The sequence below is a fragment of the Oenococcus sp. genome (assembly GCF_047725585.1).
GTDB classification, from domain to species: domain Bacteria; phylum Bacillota; class Bacilli; order Lactobacillales; family Lactobacillaceae; genus Oenococcus; species Oenococcus kitaharae_A.
The window spans coordinates 460,113-477,931 of sequence record NZ_JBDNNF010000001.1; the positions used below are offsets into that span (position 1 = coordinate 460,113).

Below are 17,819 nucleotides of genomic sequence, written 5' to 3' on the forward strand. Positions count from 1 at the left end.
TTTTAACACTATTTCTGAACAAATGCCTGATAAGTTTCAATTTGAGCAGCCGGTAATTCTACACGCAGTCGAGTACCCTGGGCGGTAAAGTCTTGCTCTAAAACGTTATTCCCATTTAGAATTTGATTCACCACAGCCCCTTGATCAAAAGGAATCATTAGTTCAACTGTTTTAAAATCGGCGAATAATTTCTCATCCAGCAGCTTGATGAAAGCATCTAAGGAATTGTCGTCCAAAGCACTGGCAATTAAATCCTCGCCGCTGCGTTCTGGATAGGTAACACCGGCCTTGTCTGCTTTATTAAACACCGTTACCATTGGAATCTGCTCGGCGCCAATCGCAGTTAAAGTCGATTTTGTCGTCGCCATCATATCGCGATAATGCGGATCGGAAACATCGACAATCTGCACCAGCAAATCTGCATGCACAGCTTCATCCAATGTAGATTGAAAGCTGGCAATCAAGTTATGCGGCAGATTAGAAACAAAACCTACCGTATCAGACAACAAGAAACGCCTTTTATTAGGCAGACGTATCGCACGAACTGTTGCATCCAACGTTGCAAAAAGCATGTCTTTTTCAAAGACTTTTTTGTCATCGATATCTTCTTTGCTTTCTGAATATTTTTCGATCATGCGATTCATCCAAGTTGACTTGCCGGCGTTTGTATAGCCGACAAGGGCAACCGTTTTTAGCCCAGAATGATCGCGCTGAGATCGCTGAACGGTTGAAGCAGACAATAGCGTTTTTAGCTCGGCTTTGATTTGAGCAATTTGATCCTCGATTGTGCGGCGGTTTAATTCCAGTTTTGTTTCTCCGGAACCACGGCTGGTAAAGGACCCGCCGCCAGCTCCGCCCTGCTGATCCAATTCATTAGCCAAAGCCGTATGCAGCCGTGGCAATTGATATTGTTTTTGTGCCAAACGTATCTGCAGCTTGGCCAATTTACTCTTCGCGCGAGAAGCAAAAATATCCAGAATTAAAGCCGTACGATCAACAACTCTTGTACCGCCACCTATCATTTTTTCCAGATTACGAATTTGAGTGGCCGTCAGATCATCATTGGAAATCACCAATTCGGCCTCTCTAGCAGCAACGAGCTCTTTTAATTCTGTAACTTTGCCCTTGCCGAAATAAGTGCCGGCATTAGGACGATCATATTTTTGAGTCAAAACGTCCACCACATTTAAATTGTTGGCGGCCGCTAAATTTTTGAATTCTTCGATTGTGTAAGCAAAACTTGCCGAGTTTTTTTGGTTTTCCAAGGCCACTAAAATGACCCTTTCTTTTGCCTGCTCGGTGTTAAATAATTGTTCGGCCAAAAAATCCTCCTTTAAAATACATAAGATAACTGATTAAGGCATTTTTGCAATTTGGTCTTGAAGCCAATCGCGAAAACGTGCGGCATCAATATCAGTCAGCACTGTGGCATTTGTCCTGCCTTGATGATAGGCAGCACGGATATCGACAACCGTTTCACCAATTGCCGGTCCTTCTGTTACGATATCAACCCATACATCCTTAGTCTGATAAAACTCAGGGTGGCATAAATAGCCAATCGTATTAGCATCATGAATCGGCCAACCTTCAGCATGAATGTCGTTATAATGTGAAATCAAAGCTGCTAGCATTTTTCCGGATCGATTCATAGCACCGATGTGATGGATCCAATCTTGGTTGACCATGGCTTTCAGCGTGACATCCAACCCAACCATTGTGATCGGCAGCCTGGCAGAAAGTAAGATCTTAGCAGCATCAGGATCAGTGAAAACATTAAACTCAGCCGCACTGGTCATATTGCCGCCACAGATACTGCCGCCCATTGCAAGCACGCGATCAATTTTAGCCAGATCCTGTGGATATTGACGAAACCATAATGCGAAGTTAGTGTAAGAACCGGTTAAGACTAATGTGACCTTCTCATCACTTTGTACCAGTACATTGTGCCAAGCTTCAGCAGCCGTCTGCTTAATTGGACTGCTTTGTATGGCTGGAAAAATGTAGCCCTCCATGCCTGATTCGCCATGAATACGGGCAGCATCTTCAAAAGCTTTAATTAAAGGCTGACTAGCACCAGTCGCAACCGGCGTCTGCATATTGAAAAATTCAACAAGACGCAAAGCATTCTTCGTGGTTTTATCAACGGTTACGTTACCAGCAACTGTTGTAATCAATTTAACATGAAAAGCCGGGTTGTTTAAAATAACTGACAAAGCGACTGCATCGTCAATGCCTGGATCAGAATCAATAATTACGTTCATAACTTCTAAGTATAAAGAAAAACGGCCATCGCCGTTTTAACTACACACAATCTTTACTTCACTAAATTACGATATTGTCTATTCGCTACTAGAGCAATTGGTGATTTTGTCCATTTAGCAATCTTTTTACCTTGAAAATGCTGAATCGCAATTTGAATGGCAATTTCACCCATTTTTTGGGGATGCTGCGCAACAGTTGCACTCATTTTGCCGGAACGGACAGCAGCAACACCATCTGCTTCACCGTCGATACCGACAATCACAATGTTTTTACCATTCACAGCCTGTGCGGCACCTAAAGCCATTTCATCGTTTTGCGCAAAAATACCTTGGAGATCAGGATGCCCCTGAATAATATTTTCCGCGACCGACAATCCTTGAGAACGGTCGAACCCGGCTGTCTGCTTGGCAACAATCGTTAACTTTCCTTGAGCGTTGCCATCAAAACCTTTTCCACGATCACGCGTGGCTGAGGCACCAGGAATCCCCTGCAATTCAGCCACTTTAGCATTGTTTCCCAAAGCTTTGATCAAAAAATCAGCAGCCATTCTGCCTGCCAAGACAGAATCTGACGACACCAGAGAGAGCACTTTGCCGCCAGTGGAAGACCGATCAATGGCGATCACAGGGATGCCGGCATCATTAGCCGCCTTCACTTCAGGTGTCACCGCATCAGAGTCGACAGGGTTAACAATCAGCAGATCAACTTTTTGCTGAATCAAATCCTCAATGTCGTTGGACTGTTTGGATGTATCATTTTTACCATCATCAATAATCAGTTGTTTAACACCTTGCTGACGGGCCTGGGTTCTGATGCCTTTCGCTACTGAAATAAAGAAAGGATTATTCATCGTTGAAATAGAAACACCAATTTTCAGCTGCTTGGCATCGATACGTTTATTCTGATCAATTCGGACCCAAGGATTATTCAGTGTCAGCAATGGTTTACCGGAAATAAACAGAGCGACCAAGATAATGACAATGAGACCGATCGAGATAATTGAAGTTTTTTTCTTTAACATCGTTTCCTCCTCAGGCCTTACTCTTCTTGCGGTCTAGTAAGACAGCAATCAAGATCACAACGCCCTTGACAATCTGTTGGTAAAAACTCGAAATACCCAACAAATTCATGCCGTTATTCAAGACCCCGATAATCAAAGCACCAACAAAAGTACCGGAAATCCGACCTTTTCCACCAGCCAAACTTGTGCCGCCTAATACGACCGAGGCGATGGCATCCATTTCATATCCAGTTCCCGCATCCGGCTGTGCCGAGGACAAACGAGAAGTTAATATCATGCCGGCCAAAGCCGCTGCGGCTCCAGAGATCGCATAAATCCAGATGAGAATTTTATTTGTTTTAATACCAGAAACAAAAGCTGCTTTGATATTGCCGCCAATTGCATAAGTTTTCCGGCCAAAGCTCATGCGATGAAGCAGCAGGTAAAGGACTACAAATGCGGCAAACATAATGATTACCGGAACCGGAATACCGAGAAAGTATCCCCGCCCCAGAACTTGAAAACTATAATTATTTGTAATTTTCGCACCGGTAATTGGTGAGCCGTCAGTGAAAACATAGGTGGCACCACGAAAAATGGTCATCGTAGCTAAAGTGACGATAAATGGCGCAGCACCGCCTTTTGTGATTAGTAAACCATTAATTGCACCGGCAACACCACCCAGTAAGATACCGCTAACAACAGCGATAACAGTTGGCACGCCGCTAACAATTAATTGAGCTGTTATAGCGCCAGAAAAAGCCAGGATCGAACCAACGGACAAGTCAATGCCGGCAGTTAAGATGACAAAAGTCATCGCAAAGGCGATAATGGCGTTAATTGAGACTTGTCTTAATAAATTTAAAAGGTTGTTAATGTCCAAGAAGGCCGGGTTCAGGATTGCCACGATCAGTACTAAAACGATCAGAGCTCCCCATGGTCCAAGTTTGGCCAGGAAAGACTTTACAGAATTGCTTGTACCTGTTTTCATTTTTTATTTCCCCTTTGTCGCAAGTGCCATAACCTGCTCTTGAGTTGCTGTTGTGCCATCTAATTCACCGACCAGCTGCCCCTCATACATCACTTCAATCCGATCCGACATGGCAATGACCTCAGGCAGATCAGATGAGACTAAAATAATGGCAACTTTTCGATCCGTCAATTCGTTCATCAGATCGTAGATCTCTTTTTTGGCACCGACGTCAACGCCTCGAGTGGGTTCGTCAAGGATTAAAATATTTGTTCCAGCACCAATCCATTTTGCCAAGACAGCTTTCTGCTGGTTGCCACCCGATAGACTTGAAACCAGATCATATTCACTCATGGCTTTGACACCTAGGCGTTTAATTAACGCTTCGGTAAACTCATCGACAGCCTTCTCATCAATAAATAAACCTTTTTTAAAACCGTCAATACTTGGCAGAACAATATTTTCTTTCAGATTGAAGTCTAAAATCAATCCTTCATCTTTACGATTTTCTGTCAAAAAACCAATATTCTCTTTAATCGCTTCAGCAGGATTGGCAATCCTGTTTTTCTGACCATGAACATAAATATCGCCAGCGGTCACCCTATCGACACCAAATATTGCCCGCATCGTTTCTGTACGGCCGGCACCCATCAAACCTGAAAATCCTAGAATTTCACCTTCGTGAAGCTGAAAGTTGACATTGGAGAAACTCGCTCCGCTCAGACCAGAAACTTTTAAAACCTCCTTGCCTAATTGCGGCGTTCTTTTCGGGTAAAAATCACCTATATCCCGGCCAACCATGTCTTTAACTAGTTGAGTAATTCGGCTTTGTGCTGTCGGCCGGCTAGAGACACTGACGCCATCGCGCATCACAGTCACTGTATCCGTAATTTGGAAAATCTCCTCCATACGGTGAGAAATATAAATAAATGACACATTCTGCGCTTTTAATTTTTGAATATTTTTGAATAAGGATTTGATCTCAGTCTGTGTCAGAGCCGCTGTCGGTTCGTCCATAATAATGACTTGGGCCTTGGTCATTAACGACTTGGCAATTTCAATCACTTGCTGCTTGCCGACCGGCAAACTGCCGATTTCATCGTAAATATTGACATCCGATCCCATTTGGGCAAGATATTTTCGAGCAATTTCGGCCATTTTTTCTTCATCCAAGAGACCGAACTTGTTTTTGATTTCACGATTAATAAACATGTTGTCCAGAACTGACATCTCGCTATAATTGTTCATTTCCTGATGAATAAAGGAAATACCAGCCTGTTCAGCAGCCATTGCATCGGGATATTGAACAGCCTTGCCATCAACGATAATTTCGCCTCGATCAGCTTTTAAAAGCCCGGTCAAAATGTTCATTAAAGTAGATTTGCCGGCCCCGTTCTCACCAACCAGGGCATGTACTTCCCCTGGCTGAATCACTATATTGACACCCTTTAAAACTGAGTTTTGGCCAAAGGCCTTCCAAATGTTTCTCAGCTCAATTTTCATGTTTCCTCTTTTCTAGAAGACAACGCCTGATTCTAAAATCACGTTTGAAAAAGGATGTTCCTCGCCGGTGCGGACAAATGCCCGCGCATATTTAAGGTCTTTTTTCATTTGTTCGTGCGGAATAAACACAATTTCCACTTGACTGCCCAGAATATCAATTAGGCTCTTTAATCCTTCTGGATTATTTGTCTTCATTTCTAAAGCAACATAGGCTCTTTGAACTTCCAATTCTTGAAGAATTGTTTTTACAACATCATCAAAACGAGGTAAATCTTTTGTCACAGCCAAATCGATTTTTTTAGTACCGGCAGGCACAGGCATGCCGGCGTCACCGATAGCCAAAGTATCAAAGTGGCCCATATCAGCAACGACAGCCGAAATTTCAGAATTTAACAGAACACCTTTTTTCATTTTTCATCTGCCTCAACCTCTGCAAAAGTAGGAATAGAAGGCAAAGCGCCAGCTTTTTGGACAGTCAGCGAAGAACTCCGGCTGGCCCAAATCAGCGTTGGTACCAAATTGCTCAAATCGTTTTTGATGTTGGCCGCAAAAACACCGATAAAAGTATCACCAGCGGCAGTCGTATCGACAGCTTTAACTTTAAAACTCGGAATCATACCGGATTTATCAGCGACTTTGTAAAAGGACCCTGACTTCCCCAAGGTAATCAATGTATTTTTGACGCCTAATTTTTCTAATGCTTGAGCAGCATTCATGAGTGAGTCCTGATTAAAGGCAACATCCTGGTCAATTAAAACCTGTGCCTCGGTCTCATTAGGCGTGACAAAATCAGATAAACGCAGCAGTTCCGCGTCAATCTTTTTCGCCGGGGCCGGGTTTAAAATCGTCATAACGTGATGCTTCTTCGCAATTTCAAAAGCACCGATCGCAGCTGGAATCGGCGTCTCAAATTGAGTGATAATCGCATCTGCTTCAGCAATTTCATCTTCGGCTGCCTGAACGTCTTCCACCGTTACCCGCATGTTGGCACCACCATATACTAGAATCGTGTTGCTGCCATCAGCTTCCAGCAGAATCGAAGCTGACCCGGTTGGTACCGACTTAGTCACAATCCGAGAAACATCAATCTGATTATCAGCCAATGCTTGTTTCATAAAACGGCCATTAGCATCATCGCCCACGGCTCCGATAAAGCTGACTTGCGCACCTTGCCTAGCAGCCGCAACGGCTTGATTGGCCCCTTTGCCGCCCGGTGCACTCGTCAGACTGTTAATGTGAATCGTCTCGCCGCGTTCAGGCAATTTATCCATGTGCTGAATCGTATCGACATTCAAAGACCCCAAGACAACAATTTTTTTATTTTGTTTTTCGATTACGTCCCCCTCCGGCCGAATCCCCAGCCGCTCACTGCATCCCTTTGTATGGTAAAACGGTTTACCATCTGCGAATAGTATAACAAATATTCAACGAAAACGCTTACATTTTACTGAAAGAATTTAAATTTCTCGAACCGAGTCGCGTACAATCAACTCAACATCAACAGCCATAACCTGCCAGTCTATTTGGGGATCCGCAATTCTATTCTTCAGCATTTCCAAAACATATTTGGCAATCAGCTCTACGGGCTGGCGAACAGTAGTTAACTTAGGATTTGTGAATTCGGCATAATCTGTATCATCGTAACCAACTAAGGAATAATCCCGCGGTACCTGCTCGCCGGCGTTAAATAAACCGCCCAAAACGCCAATTGCTAATTCATCGCTTAAAGTAAAAATCGCACTTGGTTTAAAGGCTAGAATATTTGGGACAGCCCGCTGCCCGCCATGTTTCGTAAAAGCAGTTTTAACAATTTGAATTTGTGTTGTTTGAATACCTAAATCGCGGCAGGTCTCTGTAAAACCTTGTAATCGCAAGGCTAAATTGACAGTCATCGCATTTTTATCAGGCACCACGACACTGAAGCGGCGATGTCCTAACGAATAAAGATAGTGTGCAACAATTTCACCGCCATGAAAGTCATCAGAAGCAATAAAATCAGAATTTTTGCTGCTATTTTGATCAAGCACAATATAAGGGGTGCGATTTTCTTTTAACAAATTGGTCACTTGAGAATTTTCTTGAATGGCAACTGCAATAATCAAGCCGTCAACATTCTGGCCAATCAAACCTTCAATCGCAGAATACAGCTGGCTTCTGTCGCCATCCAAGCCGACCATTAAAATATGTGTATGAGCATCGGAATGGTTTTCCAGCAATTGTAAAAATTCACTAAAAAAAGGGTTGGAAATTGTTGGTACCAAGACCCCGATCGTAGAATCCGTCTTATTACTGAGGTTTCTTGCGGCAGAATTTGGTACATAATGCAGCTCCTCTTTTGCCTGCAGAACCTTTTGAATATTTTTTTTGGAAAAACGCGCGCCTTTGCCATTCAGGATTTGGCTGACGGCCGTAGCTGATAACCCGGCCTTAGCAGCAACTTCTTTAATCGTAATTTTCCTACCCATACAGCCAAGTATAAGTAAAATGATGCCAAAAAACTCATTTTGAAATAATCGTTAAATTTGTTGGCTGTTGCGACTTGATCGGTGAATGATCAGCTATGTAATTGCTTATCAGATCCACCATGTCTACGGTCGAACTTTCAACAATTTTGTCAACTGAATAACTAGTGTAGCCTCCAACACCCGAACTGCGATAGTTCGAGATAGCTAGACGATACTTTTTATTTAACTCGATCTTTTTACCCTGATAACTGACATTTTTAACACGATGGCCAAAAGGTTGTGTAAGATCAAAAGTATAATCAATGCCTGAAAAATAATCGTAGTTATAATGTTGAATATTAGTAATACCAAAACGGTCCGAAATGTTAATTTTGCCGTCAGAATCTACAATGAAATATTCCGCAGCACGCTCCAAAGCTGATAGGAGATCGCGTCCCGATACTTCTTCAGCCACGGCCGTATTAGGAAAAAGATAGTTTGTTGCAATGGCACGACGTGTGACAACGTTTCCTAATCCAAGCTGCCCATCGGAAAACAAGGCAGTAGCAGAAATATCAGCGTGCACGGCCTGCCCCTGTACTTTGTTGATCATCGATAAATAAGGATGGCCATGCAGACGAGCAGCGAGCGGATCCTTAATTAGCATGTCGGGTTGGATTTCGCCAATTTTTTCATCCAAGAAACTATCCAATTGCTTCTGCACTTGATTCAGTTTCTGCATGATATCTGTGTCGGCCACAAAATTTTTCGTTGATAGCAGGCAAGCCTCACTGCGCGTGATTTGCTTATTCGCAGGATCAAAATCCAATTCGATTTCCCCGACTGCCTCCGCCTGATAACCCGGCTGGGTAACCGGTACGGAACAGTGCCCAGCATCAACTAATTGTGCCAACTTACGGTGCTGGTGACCAGTAACAAGTGCATCAATACCGGAAACTTGCTGCAGGAGTTCATAAGCACGGTTCTCACCAGTAAATTTTTCCGTCGCTTCGCCACTATTTAAGTCACATTCAAAACCGGCATGGTAAGCCACGACAATAATGTCAGCCCCTTGAGCACGCATGATAGGAATGTACTTTTTCGCTGTTTCAACCGGATTTTCAAAGTGGACATTGCCAAGGTGGGCAGCTGTTTCCCAATGCGGAATATATTCAGTCGTTAATCCCAAAACACCTATTTTCGTGGAAGCGTAGTTGAAAATCTTATAAGGATTTGGGTATAAATTTTTTTGTTCTTCAAAGACATTAGCATCCAAAACGCCCGCATCCGGCCCAATTGCTTTTTTTAAAAAAGACAAGCCATAATTAAATTCATGGTTGCCTAAAATTCGCACATCATAGCCAATAATATCGGCAAATTTCTGATATAGTGACGCATATTCAGGATGTTTTTGAGCAATAAAATTCGTCAAGGGAGATCCTTGAATGAAATCACCGTTCTCTATTGTCAGAACTAGATCGTTTGGATGATCCAAACGAAATTTTTTAATTAAACTAGCCGCTCTAGCCAAGCCAAAATCCGTTTGCTCCGAATCTACAAAATTACTTGGCGCAATGTAACCATGTACATCAGACGTGGACAGGATATACAACTTCATAAATTAGATGATCCGCTTTCTCAGTTGCCCAGATATAAAGTCAATCAGTGTCACCATAATCACAACGCCAATCAAGATAATGCCAGCCCGCGGCCAATTACGTACCTGCGTGCTTAAAATCAAATCCTGTCCAATACCACCGGCACCGACCATTCCTAAAATAGAAGCAGATCGTACAGAAATTTCAAAGCGATACAAAGTGTTGCTCAAAAAACTTGGCATCGCGTTTGGCAGCGTTGCTAACGTCAAAGTATCTAATTGCGTCCCACCAGCAGCAACAATCGCTTCATTAGGGCCGCGATCCAAATTTTCAATTGCCTCACCGTCTAGTTTACCCAGCATACCAACTGAATGAACGGATAAAGCCAGCACACCAGCAAAAGAACCCGGGCCAACAGCTTTGATAAACATCAGAGCCAGGACAATTTCAGGAAACACACGTATAAAAGTCAGAATAAATTTACCATTAGTGGATTTGGGACGAAAAATCGTATATTTACTGATATCTTGCACGAGGCCATTCGCAACAATAAAGAGGCTTTCAAAAAACCAAAGCACAAAAATGAAGATAAATAAATTTTTCGGGAAAACATCAAAACCAAAAATTAAACGAAATCCCCAGATGATTAACGCAACAGCTAACATACCAACCGCCAAATAGAGAATAGCTTTGGCGCGTTGTTTCCAAGACTCGCGGCTTCTTCCTTCAGTGCGTGCTGACAAAAAAGCAAAGGGAATAGCCAGGAAAGCCGAAACAAAGGTTCCCAAAAATGCAATCGCAACTGTCTGCAGAAGTTTGGCCACCAAATCTTCACCATCAGCCGTCGCCAAGGTCGAAGGAATGCCGGTTTGAAAAGTTGCATTCAGCCATCTGTCCAGCGGTGCAGAAACAAACTGCCAATCTGGATGAACCAGCCCGTTAAAAACGGCAGCCGTGATCTGTCCAGCCATCTGTTGAATACCATTAAATTGAATGCCGGCAAAGGCCCAAATATAGATCGCAAGAATGATAATCGCAATCACGTAGGGCTGAATTTTTCGAAGAAAACTTTTTTTCGGAATATCTATCATGCCAGCTTCTCCCGCAAATAATTGTTCATAAATTCAATTAATACAACCACTATCAAAATCACAAAAATAATGACAGCTGTTTCATCGTAACGGAATTGATTAATCGTCACTTGGAGCAGCTGGCCAATACCGCCAGCGCCAACATAGCCAATCACAGTTGAAGCGCGCACATTAACTTCGAATGTGTATAAAAAGTTCGAGAAAAAGGTATTCAAAACTTGTGGTACAACAGCAAAGATAATGATTTGTACTTTGCTTGCTCCGGCAGCTTCTAACGCCTCTAATGGCCCCTGATCAATTGTCTCGATCGCCTCAAACATCAGCTTAGCCATTTGTCCAAAAGTGAAAATCAGCAAAGTCACCACACCAGCCAAAGGGCCGAAACCCAAAATCGCAGTGAAAACAGCTGCCAATAAAAGATCAGGCAGCGTTCTAACCAGATTAGAAATAACGCGGATGACACCACGAAGCCAGCCTAGCGACACAATATTTCTTGCTGATAATAAGGCAAATGGAATGGCAATAATGGTACCTAGAAGCGTTCCTACCAGTGCCATTCTGATTGTGTCTAGTAATGGCCCAACAACATATGACCAGTAAGGCCAATAGGGATGAAACATCTTCTGCCAAAGGACTGCAAACTGGCCTAATGAATCATGATTAAAAAATTGGTCCAGTTCGGTACCGGTAATAATTGAAGAAAAAATCAACAAAAAAATGATTAGAAAAAAGTACAGAATCCCTTTGACGTGAAAACGCTGCGTATTGCTTCTTTTTGGCAGGACATTCATTTGGATTCCGCCTCATGTTTATCTTGAACAGATTGATAGATTTGTTGAAAATCCGATTCGGAAACTTGATCGGCCTCTTTATCGAAAATCAGCTCGCCGTCTCTCAATCCAACTATCCGAGAACCATATTTTAACGCCAACTCCTCGTTATGCAAATTCGCTACCACTGTGATACCTAAATCCTGGTTGAGTGCTTTTAAATCATCCATAACAAGATTGGAAGTCGCCGGATCCAAGCTTGCCGTTGGTTCATCTGCCAACATAATTTTCGGTTCCTGCATTAAAGCTCTGGCAATTGCAACACGCTGCTGCTGTCCACCGGATAACGCATCGGCACGGTCATAAAATTTCTCGGCTAAATTGACCCGTTTGAGAGCCGTGACGGCACGCTGAACATCCTCTTTCTTCCAAAAACCAAAACTCGAACGAAGAAAGCCATAATAGCCAACCCTGCCAGAAAGTACGTTCCTCCTGACGGAAGCACGTTTAACCAAGTTAAAGTTTTGAAAAATCATCGCAACGTTGCGTCTCATCATACGCAAGGCTTTACCGCTGGCATGCTGAATTGATTGCCCGTCAATCAGAATATCGCCGGACGTCACGTCGTGGAGACGATTAATTGAACGTAGTAAAGTGGACTTTCCGGCTCCGGATAAACCGACAATCACAAGAAATTCGCCCTTTTTAACATTCAGATTAATGTCTTTTAAGCCAACGACACCGTTATCATAAATTTTGTTTACATTTTTGATTTCGATCAGGTTAGTATCAGTCATAAGTCTTCTTTATTATCTATGTAGGAAGAAAATTGAGCAAGCATTTTCACTCAATTTTCAACAATTTATTAATTGCCTGTAACAGCTTTATCCGCTTTACGCACAACGGCAAAATTCGAATTCTTGGACTTTGCAAATCCTGCAATGTCGTACAGATTTTCTACTAATTTGTTACCTTTCTTGGTTTTAGCAATCTTGATAAAGGCATTTTGGACCTTAGTGGATAATTTCTTAGACAAACTCTTACGCGCTGTAACGGTATCGTTAGGAATCTTCATCGTTTCAGCTAAAATTTTTGTGTCCTTGAAAATAGTTGGCACATCACCCTTAACAATATTACGAGCATCTTGGAAGACAAAGGCAGCATCGGCTTGCTTATTCTCAACAGCTAAGACACCTTGATCATGCCCTTTAACTGTGACTAAATTAGAATTCTTAACAACGTTGATACCTTTACTTTTCAAATAGTAAATTGGGAAGATGTATCCCGAAGAACTTGTAACATCCTGCACGGCAATATTCTTACCCGTGAGGTCTTTGATACTTTTAACTTTTGAATCTTTACGAACAAGGATTAAAGCTCGATACCAGCTCACCATCTTTTTCTGGAGACTGCCATCGTTATTGACACCATTTCGAACCGTCTGCAAAAGTACTCTGGCACCATATTGTTTATGTGCCTGAACATATCCGTCAGGCGGCAAAAATCCGATATCAATCTTTCCTGAACCAAGTGCTTCAACAATCGAATTATAATCAGTTGAAACCGTCACAACGACCTTTTGTCCCAATTGCTTTGAGAGCATCTGTCCCAAAGGTTTCGCCCGAGCTTCCATGGTTGTTGCATTACTCGAAGGAACAAACCCAACGCGAAGCGTCTTCGGATTTGCTGCTTGAGAAGCACTAGCAACGACAGGAACTGTTGTTGCCAGAACGCCGGAAACAATAGCAAGAACTGCAGCAGAATGTGCGAATTTTTTCATTACTAACCTCTTCCAAATTTTTGCCACCCTAATGGCTAAGAAAATCGTATCATAATTACAGACGAATCCGAATCATTTTCCCTTTTTTGTAATAAATTACGAATTTTATCCACAAGCAAAAACCGAATGTTCGGTTTTTACTGTCTATGTGATTTTTGCCCCAAATCATATAAATAAAACACGATGATAAAAGATACCTTTCAGCTATAATGAATATAATTAAGGTTTTATTAAGAGGTTAAGATGATTGTTAGGATGCCAAAATTTTTGAAAAAAGCCGGGCTTGCTGCCGCACTTGTTTTTTTGCTGCTGCTGGTTTTGGTCGGCATTAGATTTGGAATGACAATAGCCATCGATAGATGGTTGACAAGTTCGCTAGGAAATACAAGTTTTTCCTTTGGAGATGGCTTAATGACCATTATATCGGCACTGGGCTCTCCTTTGGCAACTTTTATTTATGCGGTCGTGATCGCTGGGCTACTGTATTTTTCGAATCTGCGCATTCCAGCTATTTGGGTATTACTTACATATATCAGCGGTTTAGCAATTGGGCAAATCTTTAAAGTCGCTGTTGGCCGAGCCCGCCCTATTGGCCACTTAGCCTCAGGCTACGCTTTCCCTTCTAATCATGCTCTAACTACATTTATCATTATCACGATCATTTTCGTCTTGGTTCTGCCCAATCTTTCTTCGACAAGCCTGCAGCTTTGGTTTGGCTGGGGAACGATTACATTTGGGTTGCTGTTAATGGAAGCAACGCTTTACCTTCAGGATCATTTCTTAAGTGATGCGCTTGCCGGTGCAGCTTTCGGTATTGCTTGGGTGACATTATGGGTGTGGCTCTATGAGAAATATGCACGAGTTTTGCACGATCGGATTCCGATGCTGCAGTACGATGCCATTTAAAATATAAAAAAACGTTTGGTTAGGAACACAACAGCCAAACGTTTTTTTATATTTTAATTAGAGCAGTTAAATCAGTCCAACCCAGAATATTATTGTTTTGAGAAACCAGTGCCAGAACTTGGCCATTAGATAAAGTATCAATTTCTTTAACTGTCACATTTTTGGCAGATAAAGTTGTTGAGTTACCGATAACCTTGCCGGCAACAGACCGGTCGAAAATTTCTGTATTTCTGCCAAATTTCAGCCAACATGTTTGTGTATCACGCTTAATAATGCTTGGCAGGCCATACCCTCGCATGAGAGTGGCTGATTTTATTTGATTAACCAGCCATATAAAATCATCCATATTGTAACTGCCGGAAAACCAATTGGAAGCAGAATTATTCCAATAACTTACCGGGTCACTATGATTGGTGCCTCCCAAAACACGGCTAACATCATCATGGCTCCAAATAGTAGCTCTCCGACGACCCGTACCAAGCCGGTAATAGGACAATTGATCAGCCGTAAATTTAGCTAAATTCAACTGCTCGCGTGCGAAATCATCTTTGCTATGAACTTCCAGCTGTTCTACTTGAATAAAGCGCTGATTGGCAATCGTACCAGCACCCCAACAAAGATAATCTGTATTAGCAACACCCACCAAATGATTAGCGTCAACAAATTCGTGCACAAATGCCGACTGCCAGTGTCCATACATATACGAAATTTCATTGTAAATCGTTGATGTCGGGTTAGCAGTTTCATGAATCACAATTCCTTCCGGGCGGCCTTGCCCATTGCGATAATTATTTCTCGGCAGCATTCCTGACCGATTCAAAAAATTTTCTTCTTGAACGGGCTGCCAAGATTTGCGCGCTATCCCTTCTTGTATGTACTGAATAACAAGATTACTGGATAAATCAGCCTGTGCGCTTTCATTAAATAACCAAATCCCGCTTAATAAAGATGCCGAAAATAAAAACTTTGATAATTTCATAAATCCCTCTAATAGTTAGTACGAATTTACGAGACAATTCAAAGTTTTTAATGAGTTGCTTTTAATTTGGGTAAGACCACCTTAAAAACACTGCCCTCCGGATAATTGTCGCTCACAGTAATCTTTCCCTTGAATGCGTCCACGATCCACTTGGCAATCGAAAGTCCAAGGCCAGTACCGCCTGTATTACGGTTTCCTGATTTTTCTTCCCGGTAAAAACGATCAAAGACATGCCGTTTGGCTTCCTGAGAAATTCCGCGACCCGTGTCAGCCACTTCCAGGATCAAATTATTTTTATCCCGCCGTGCTTTAAGTGTGATGCTGCCTTTTTCATCTGTATATTTCAATGCGTTATCCAAGAGAATCACAATTAATTGGTGAACACGCTTATTGTCAAAAGTCATTTGCCCTTTAACGTTGATATCGCTATTGAAAACCTTATTTTCAGACTGCGCAATTTCGGAATACGGCTCAACGACTTCATCAATAAATTTCTTTACATCGATGGTTTTAGGATCCAATCTCGACATATTTGAGCCTGTCTTTGCTAATGTCAGCATATCTGAAGTCAATTGATTCAGACGACGAACCTCAGATAATGACACTACAATGTTTTCAGAAACATCAGCCACTGGTTTGGTTGGCGTACGCAGTAGATTCTCTAACTTATTTTGAATAATAGTTAAAGGGGTCCTGAGTTCATGGGCAGCATTATTAACAAAATCTTGTTGCTGTTTCCATGATTGCAAAATGGGTTTCATCACTCTTAAGGTAACTAGCCAACTGACCACTAACGATAAGACTGCTGCAAACAACAAGCTCCAAAGTAGAACCGATCTAAAAGATTCAATATTCGCCAATTCAGAATCGAAATTATATGTGACAGCCGCATAATCAGCTTTGCCCAATAAGATGCTGTCATTTTTTTGATCGTTGTAAACCAAAATCACAGGTTTTCTCAGACGAATCAAACGGACTCTGAAATAGGACCCTCCTAATTTGACTGCTTGAGTAGTGGAGAAATCACCCATAATTTTTTTATAGAGATTTTCATATGTAAAATAGCGCAGCCCCAAAGAATTATAGTTAATGATATTGCCGTCTTTGTCATAATAAATCGTATCCTGCCCGGCAACATCTGGTTGGATAACGCCCACACCTTGCACAGGATTGGTGCCAGCTGGCGAGTTTTTGCTAGGATCATTGTCGTTACTTTCCCGGCCTGGAATCGTTAATCGTTTGACACCGCTTAATTGAGAGTCTCTTTGGACTCGCATCACCATCGTGCTAAGAATTTGATCAAAGTTCTCTTGAACAGAACGCGTATATGTAAAGTAAATGTATCCGCCGACAAAAGAAAAAATCATTAAAAAACCGATCGCTTCAAGAAAAAACAATCGCACATATTGTTTTAAATTAATTTTTGCTTTGTTCATCGTATTCGAGAATAAAACCAACATTTCTTAAAGTTTTTATTAAGTCATTTTTCCCGACCGATTCCAACTTGCGTCGTAGATTATTCAAATAAATATTAACAACGCTGGTCGTTGTTTCGGAATCAAGTCCCCAGACACGGTCGAAGATCTGATCTTTAGTGATAATAATATTTTTATTTTTGGCCAAATAAACCAAAATATCATATTCTTTTCCGACCAACTGTACATTTTGCTTACCGACCGTGACAGTACGGTTAGCTAAGTGTATCGCCAGATCACCAATTTTAATTTCTTTTTCTTCTGTATCGATACCAGCACGCCGCAATAAGGCTTGGACACGAACTAGGAGCTCCTCACGATGAAAAGGCTTAGTCAGATAATCATCGGCACCGACTTCAAATCCCTTAACTTTATCATCCACAGAATCCTTAGCAGTCAAGATTAATACTGGAGTCTCGATATGCGAGTCCCGCATTTCCTTAATAATATCCAATCCATTCATTTCCGGCAGCATCAGATCACAGACGATTAAATCATAAGGCGCTTCAACCGCTTCGTATTCACCATCCGCACCATTGAAAACCTGTTTGACAGTCGCAATTTCAGAAAGCATGGCAGCGATATCATCGTTAAGTGTCTTATCATCTTCAATTAAAAGAATTTTTACAGAACTGTTTGCCATATTCAGGATTTTGCTCTTTTCCGATTAAATTTACATTAACTCTCCTACCCATTTTACACTGAGACGAAAAAAACGCCTTGATAAGCGTTTTTTGGTTTTTCGGGATTATTTATGAAGAGAGTTTTTTTATTTGGAAGGGATAGTTTATTTTTCAGAGAGTGCTCCGCGGGTGGTTTCCTTTGGAACAAGATTAGTATCGTCGGACCAGATTAAAAGAATATAAAAAGGAAATAAAACGAAAATTAAAGCAGAAGATAGAGGGCAGAAAAAGTTAATAAAAACGTAAAAAATTCAATTGTTACAAATTTTCTTCTTGTTAATTCTCATTCTTGTATAATACAACATATGTTAATTCTTCAAACTGTCACAAATTTGTTATCTAAAGACATTTTATCGTA

17 protein-coding genes are annotated in these 17,819 nt (G+C 41.7%); 1 reads left to right on the forward strand and 16 read right to left on the reverse strand.

The window, feature by feature from the left end; translation table 11 throughout:
* Positions 1-8: 8 nt before the first annotated feature.
* The 13 genes from hflX to ABF487_RS02340 form a co-directional block, all read right to left on the reverse strand.
* Complete coding sequence (gene hflX, locus ABF487_RS02280; RefSeq protein WP_415634356.1) at positions 9-1,322, reverse strand: GTPase HflX; 1,314 nt, start codon at positions 1,320-1,322, stop codon at positions 9-11.
* Between the two features lie 33 nt (positions 1,323-1,355).
* Complete coding sequence (gene rihC / locus ABF487_RS02285) at positions 1,356-2,261, reverse strand: ribonucleoside hydrolase RihC (protein ID WP_415634357.1); 906 nt, start codon at positions 2,259-2,261, stop codon at positions 1,356-1,358.
* Positions 2,262-2,314: 53 nt separating this feature from the next.
* Positions 2,315-3,283 (reverse strand): substrate-binding domain-containing protein, encoded by a 969-nt coding sequence (locus ABF487_RS02290; RefSeq protein WP_415634358.1) that lies wholly within the window; start codon positions 3,281-3,283, stop codon positions 2,315-2,317.
* Between the two features lie 10 nt (positions 3,284-3,293).
* Positions 3,294-4,253, reverse strand: a complete 960-nt coding sequence (locus ABF487_RS02295; RefSeq protein WP_415634359.1) for an ABC transporter permease subunit — start codon at positions 4,251-4,253, stop codon at positions 3,294-3,296.
* A gap of 3 nt (positions 4,254-4,256) precedes the next feature.
* Complete coding sequence (locus ABF487_RS02300) at positions 4,257-5,735, reverse strand: sugar ABC transporter ATP-binding protein (RefSeq protein WP_415634360.1); 1,479 nt, start codon at positions 5,733-5,735, stop codon at positions 4,257-4,259.
* Between the two features lie 12 nt (positions 5,736-5,747).
* A complete protein-coding gene (rbsD, locus tag ABF487_RS02305; protein ID WP_007744774.1) occupies positions 5,748-6,146 on the reverse strand; it encodes a D-ribose pyranase in 399 nt (132 codons plus the stop codon).
* Entirely contained in the window at positions 6,143-7,069 is a 927-nt protein-coding gene (gene rbsK, locus ABF487_RS02310; protein ID WP_415634374.1) for a ribokinase, read from the reverse strand. The genes rbsD and rbsK overlap by 4 nt, the downstream gene beginning before the upstream one ends.
* Positions 7,070-7,192: 123 nt before the next feature.
* Complete coding sequence (gene rbsR, locus ABF487_RS02315) at positions 7,193-8,200, reverse strand: ribose utilization transcriptional repressor RbsR (RefSeq protein WP_415634361.1); 1,008 nt, start codon at positions 8,198-8,200, stop codon at positions 7,193-7,195.
* Positions 8,201-8,234: 34 nt separating this feature from the next.
* Positions 8,235-9,797, reverse strand: a complete 1,563-nt coding sequence (locus tag ABF487_RS02320) for a bifunctional metallophosphatase/5'-nucleotidase (RefSeq protein WP_415634362.1) — start codon at positions 9,795-9,797, stop codon at positions 8,235-8,237.
* A gap of 3 nt (positions 9,798-9,800) precedes the next feature.
* Positions 9,801-10,868 (reverse strand): PhnE/PtxC family ABC transporter permease, encoded by a 1,068-nt coding sequence (locus tag ABF487_RS02325; protein WP_007744781.1) that lies wholly within the window; start codon positions 10,866-10,868, stop codon positions 9,801-9,803.
* Positions 10,865-11,659 carry a phosphonate ABC transporter, permease protein PhnE gene (gene phnE / locus ABF487_RS02330; RefSeq protein ID WP_415634363.1) on the reverse strand — a complete coding sequence of 265 codons (795 nt, stop codon included), beginning with the start codon at positions 11,657-11,659 and terminating at the stop codon, positions 10,865-10,867. Before phnE ends, ABF487_RS02325 begins: the two co-directional genes overlap by 4 nt.
* A complete protein-coding gene (gene phnC / locus ABF487_RS02335; RefSeq protein ID WP_415634364.1) occupies positions 11,656-12,435 on the reverse strand; it encodes a phosphonate ABC transporter ATP-binding protein in 780 nt (259 codons plus the stop codon). Before phnC ends, phnE begins: the two co-directional genes overlap by 4 nt.
* A gap of 68 nt (positions 12,436-12,503) precedes the next feature.
* The gene (locus tag ABF487_RS02340; protein ID WP_007744786.1) at positions 12,504-13,418 is read right to left on the reverse strand and encodes a phosphate/phosphite/phosphonate ABC transporter substrate-binding protein; all 915 of its coding nucleotides are present in this window, start codon (positions 13,416-13,418) and stop codon (positions 12,504-12,506) included.
* Positions 13,419-13,661: 243 nt separating this feature from the next.
* Between ABF487_RS02340 and ABF487_RS02345 the strand changes: the two genes are divergently transcribed.
* Positions 13,662-14,324 (forward strand): phosphatase PAP2 family protein, encoded by a 663-nt coding sequence (locus ABF487_RS02345; protein ID WP_415634365.1) that lies wholly within the window; start codon positions 13,662-13,664, stop codon positions 14,322-14,324.
* A gap of 46 nt (positions 14,325-14,370) precedes the next feature.
* On the opposite strand, the gene ABF487_RS02350 is transcribed toward ABF487_RS02345, so the two are convergent.
* From ABF487_RS02350 to ABF487_RS02360, 3 genes are read right to left on the reverse strand one after another with little or no spacing between them, the layout of a single operon-like run.
* Positions 14,371-15,303, reverse strand: coding sequence for an N-acetylmuramoyl-L-alanine amidase family protein (locus ABF487_RS02350; protein ID WP_415633464.1), 933 nt, complete (start codon positions 15,301-15,303; stop codon positions 14,371-14,373).
* 47 nt (positions 15,304-15,350) lie between these two features.
* On the reverse strand, positions 15,351-16,739 hold the full coding sequence (locus ABF487_RS02355) for a sensor histidine kinase (RefSeq protein WP_007744789.1): 1,389 nt from the start codon (positions 16,737-16,739) through the stop codon (positions 15,351-15,353).
* On the reverse strand, positions 16,720-17,421 hold the full coding sequence (locus ABF487_RS02360) for a response regulator transcription factor (RefSeq protein ID WP_263779368.1): 702 nt from the start codon (positions 17,419-17,421) through the stop codon (positions 16,720-16,722). Before ABF487_RS02360 ends, ABF487_RS02355 begins: the two co-directional genes overlap by 20 nt.
* Positions 17,422-17,819: the final 398 nt, after the last annotated feature.

Bases quoted from the DNA above. Each gene is read 5' to 3' on its own strand.
- ABF487_RS02325 (WP_007744781.1), bottom strand. From the start codon at position 10,868: ATGATAGATATTCCGAAAAAAAGTTTTCTTCGAAAAATTCAGCCCTAC.
- ABF487_RS02355 (WP_007744789.1), bottom strand. From the start codon at position 16,739: ATGAACAAAGCAAAAATTAATTTAAAACAATATGTGCGATTGTTTTTT.
- rbsR (WP_415634361.1), bottom strand. From the start codon at position 8,200: ATGGGTAGGAAAATTACGATTAAAGAAGTTGCTGCTAAGGCCGGGTTA.
- rihC (WP_415634357.1), bottom strand. From the start codon at position 2,261: ATGAACGTAATTATTGATTCTGATCCAGGCATTGACGATGCAGTCGCT.
- ABF487_RS02300 (WP_415634360.1), bottom strand. From the start codon at position 5,735: ATGAAAATTGAGCTGAGAAACATTTGGAAGGCCTTTGGCCAAAACTCA.
- ABF487_RS02295 (WP_415634359.1), bottom strand. From the start codon at position 4,253: ATGAAAACAGGTACAAGCAATTCTGTAAAGTCTTTCCTGGCCAAACTT.
- rbsD (WP_007744774.1), bottom strand. From the start codon at position 6,146: ATGAAAAAAGGTGTTCTGTTAAATTCTGAAATTTCGGCTGTCGTTGCT.
- ABF487_RS02345 (WP_415634365.1), top strand. From the start codon at position 13,662: ATGATTGTTAGGATGCCAAAATTTTTGAAAAAAGCCGGGCTTGCTGCC.
- ABF487_RS02340 (WP_007744786.1), bottom strand. From the start codon at position 13,418: ATGAAAAAATTCGCACATTCTGCTGCAGTTCTTGCTATTGTTTCCGGC.
- ABF487_RS02290 (WP_415634358.1), bottom strand. From the start codon at position 3,283: ATGTTAAAGAAAAAAACTTCAATTATCTCGATCGGTCTCATTGTCATT.
- phnC (WP_415634364.1), bottom strand. From the start codon at position 12,435: ATGACTGATACTAACCTGATCGAAATCAAAAATGTAAACAAAATTTAT.
- phnE (WP_415634363.1), bottom strand. From the start codon at position 11,659: ATGAATGTCCTGCCAAAAAGAAGCAATACGCAGCGTTTTCACGTCAAA.
- ABF487_RS02350 (WP_415633464.1), bottom strand. From the start codon at position 15,303: ATGAAATTATCAAAGTTTTTATTTTCGGCATCTTTATTAAGCGGGATT.
- ABF487_RS02360 (WP_263779368.1), bottom strand. From the start codon at position 17,421: ATGGCAAACAGTTCTGTAAAAATTCTTTTAATTGAAGATGATAAGACA.
- ABF487_RS02320 (WP_415634362.1), bottom strand. From the start codon at position 9,797: ATGAAGTTGTATATCCTGTCCACGTCTGATGTACATGGTTACATTGCG.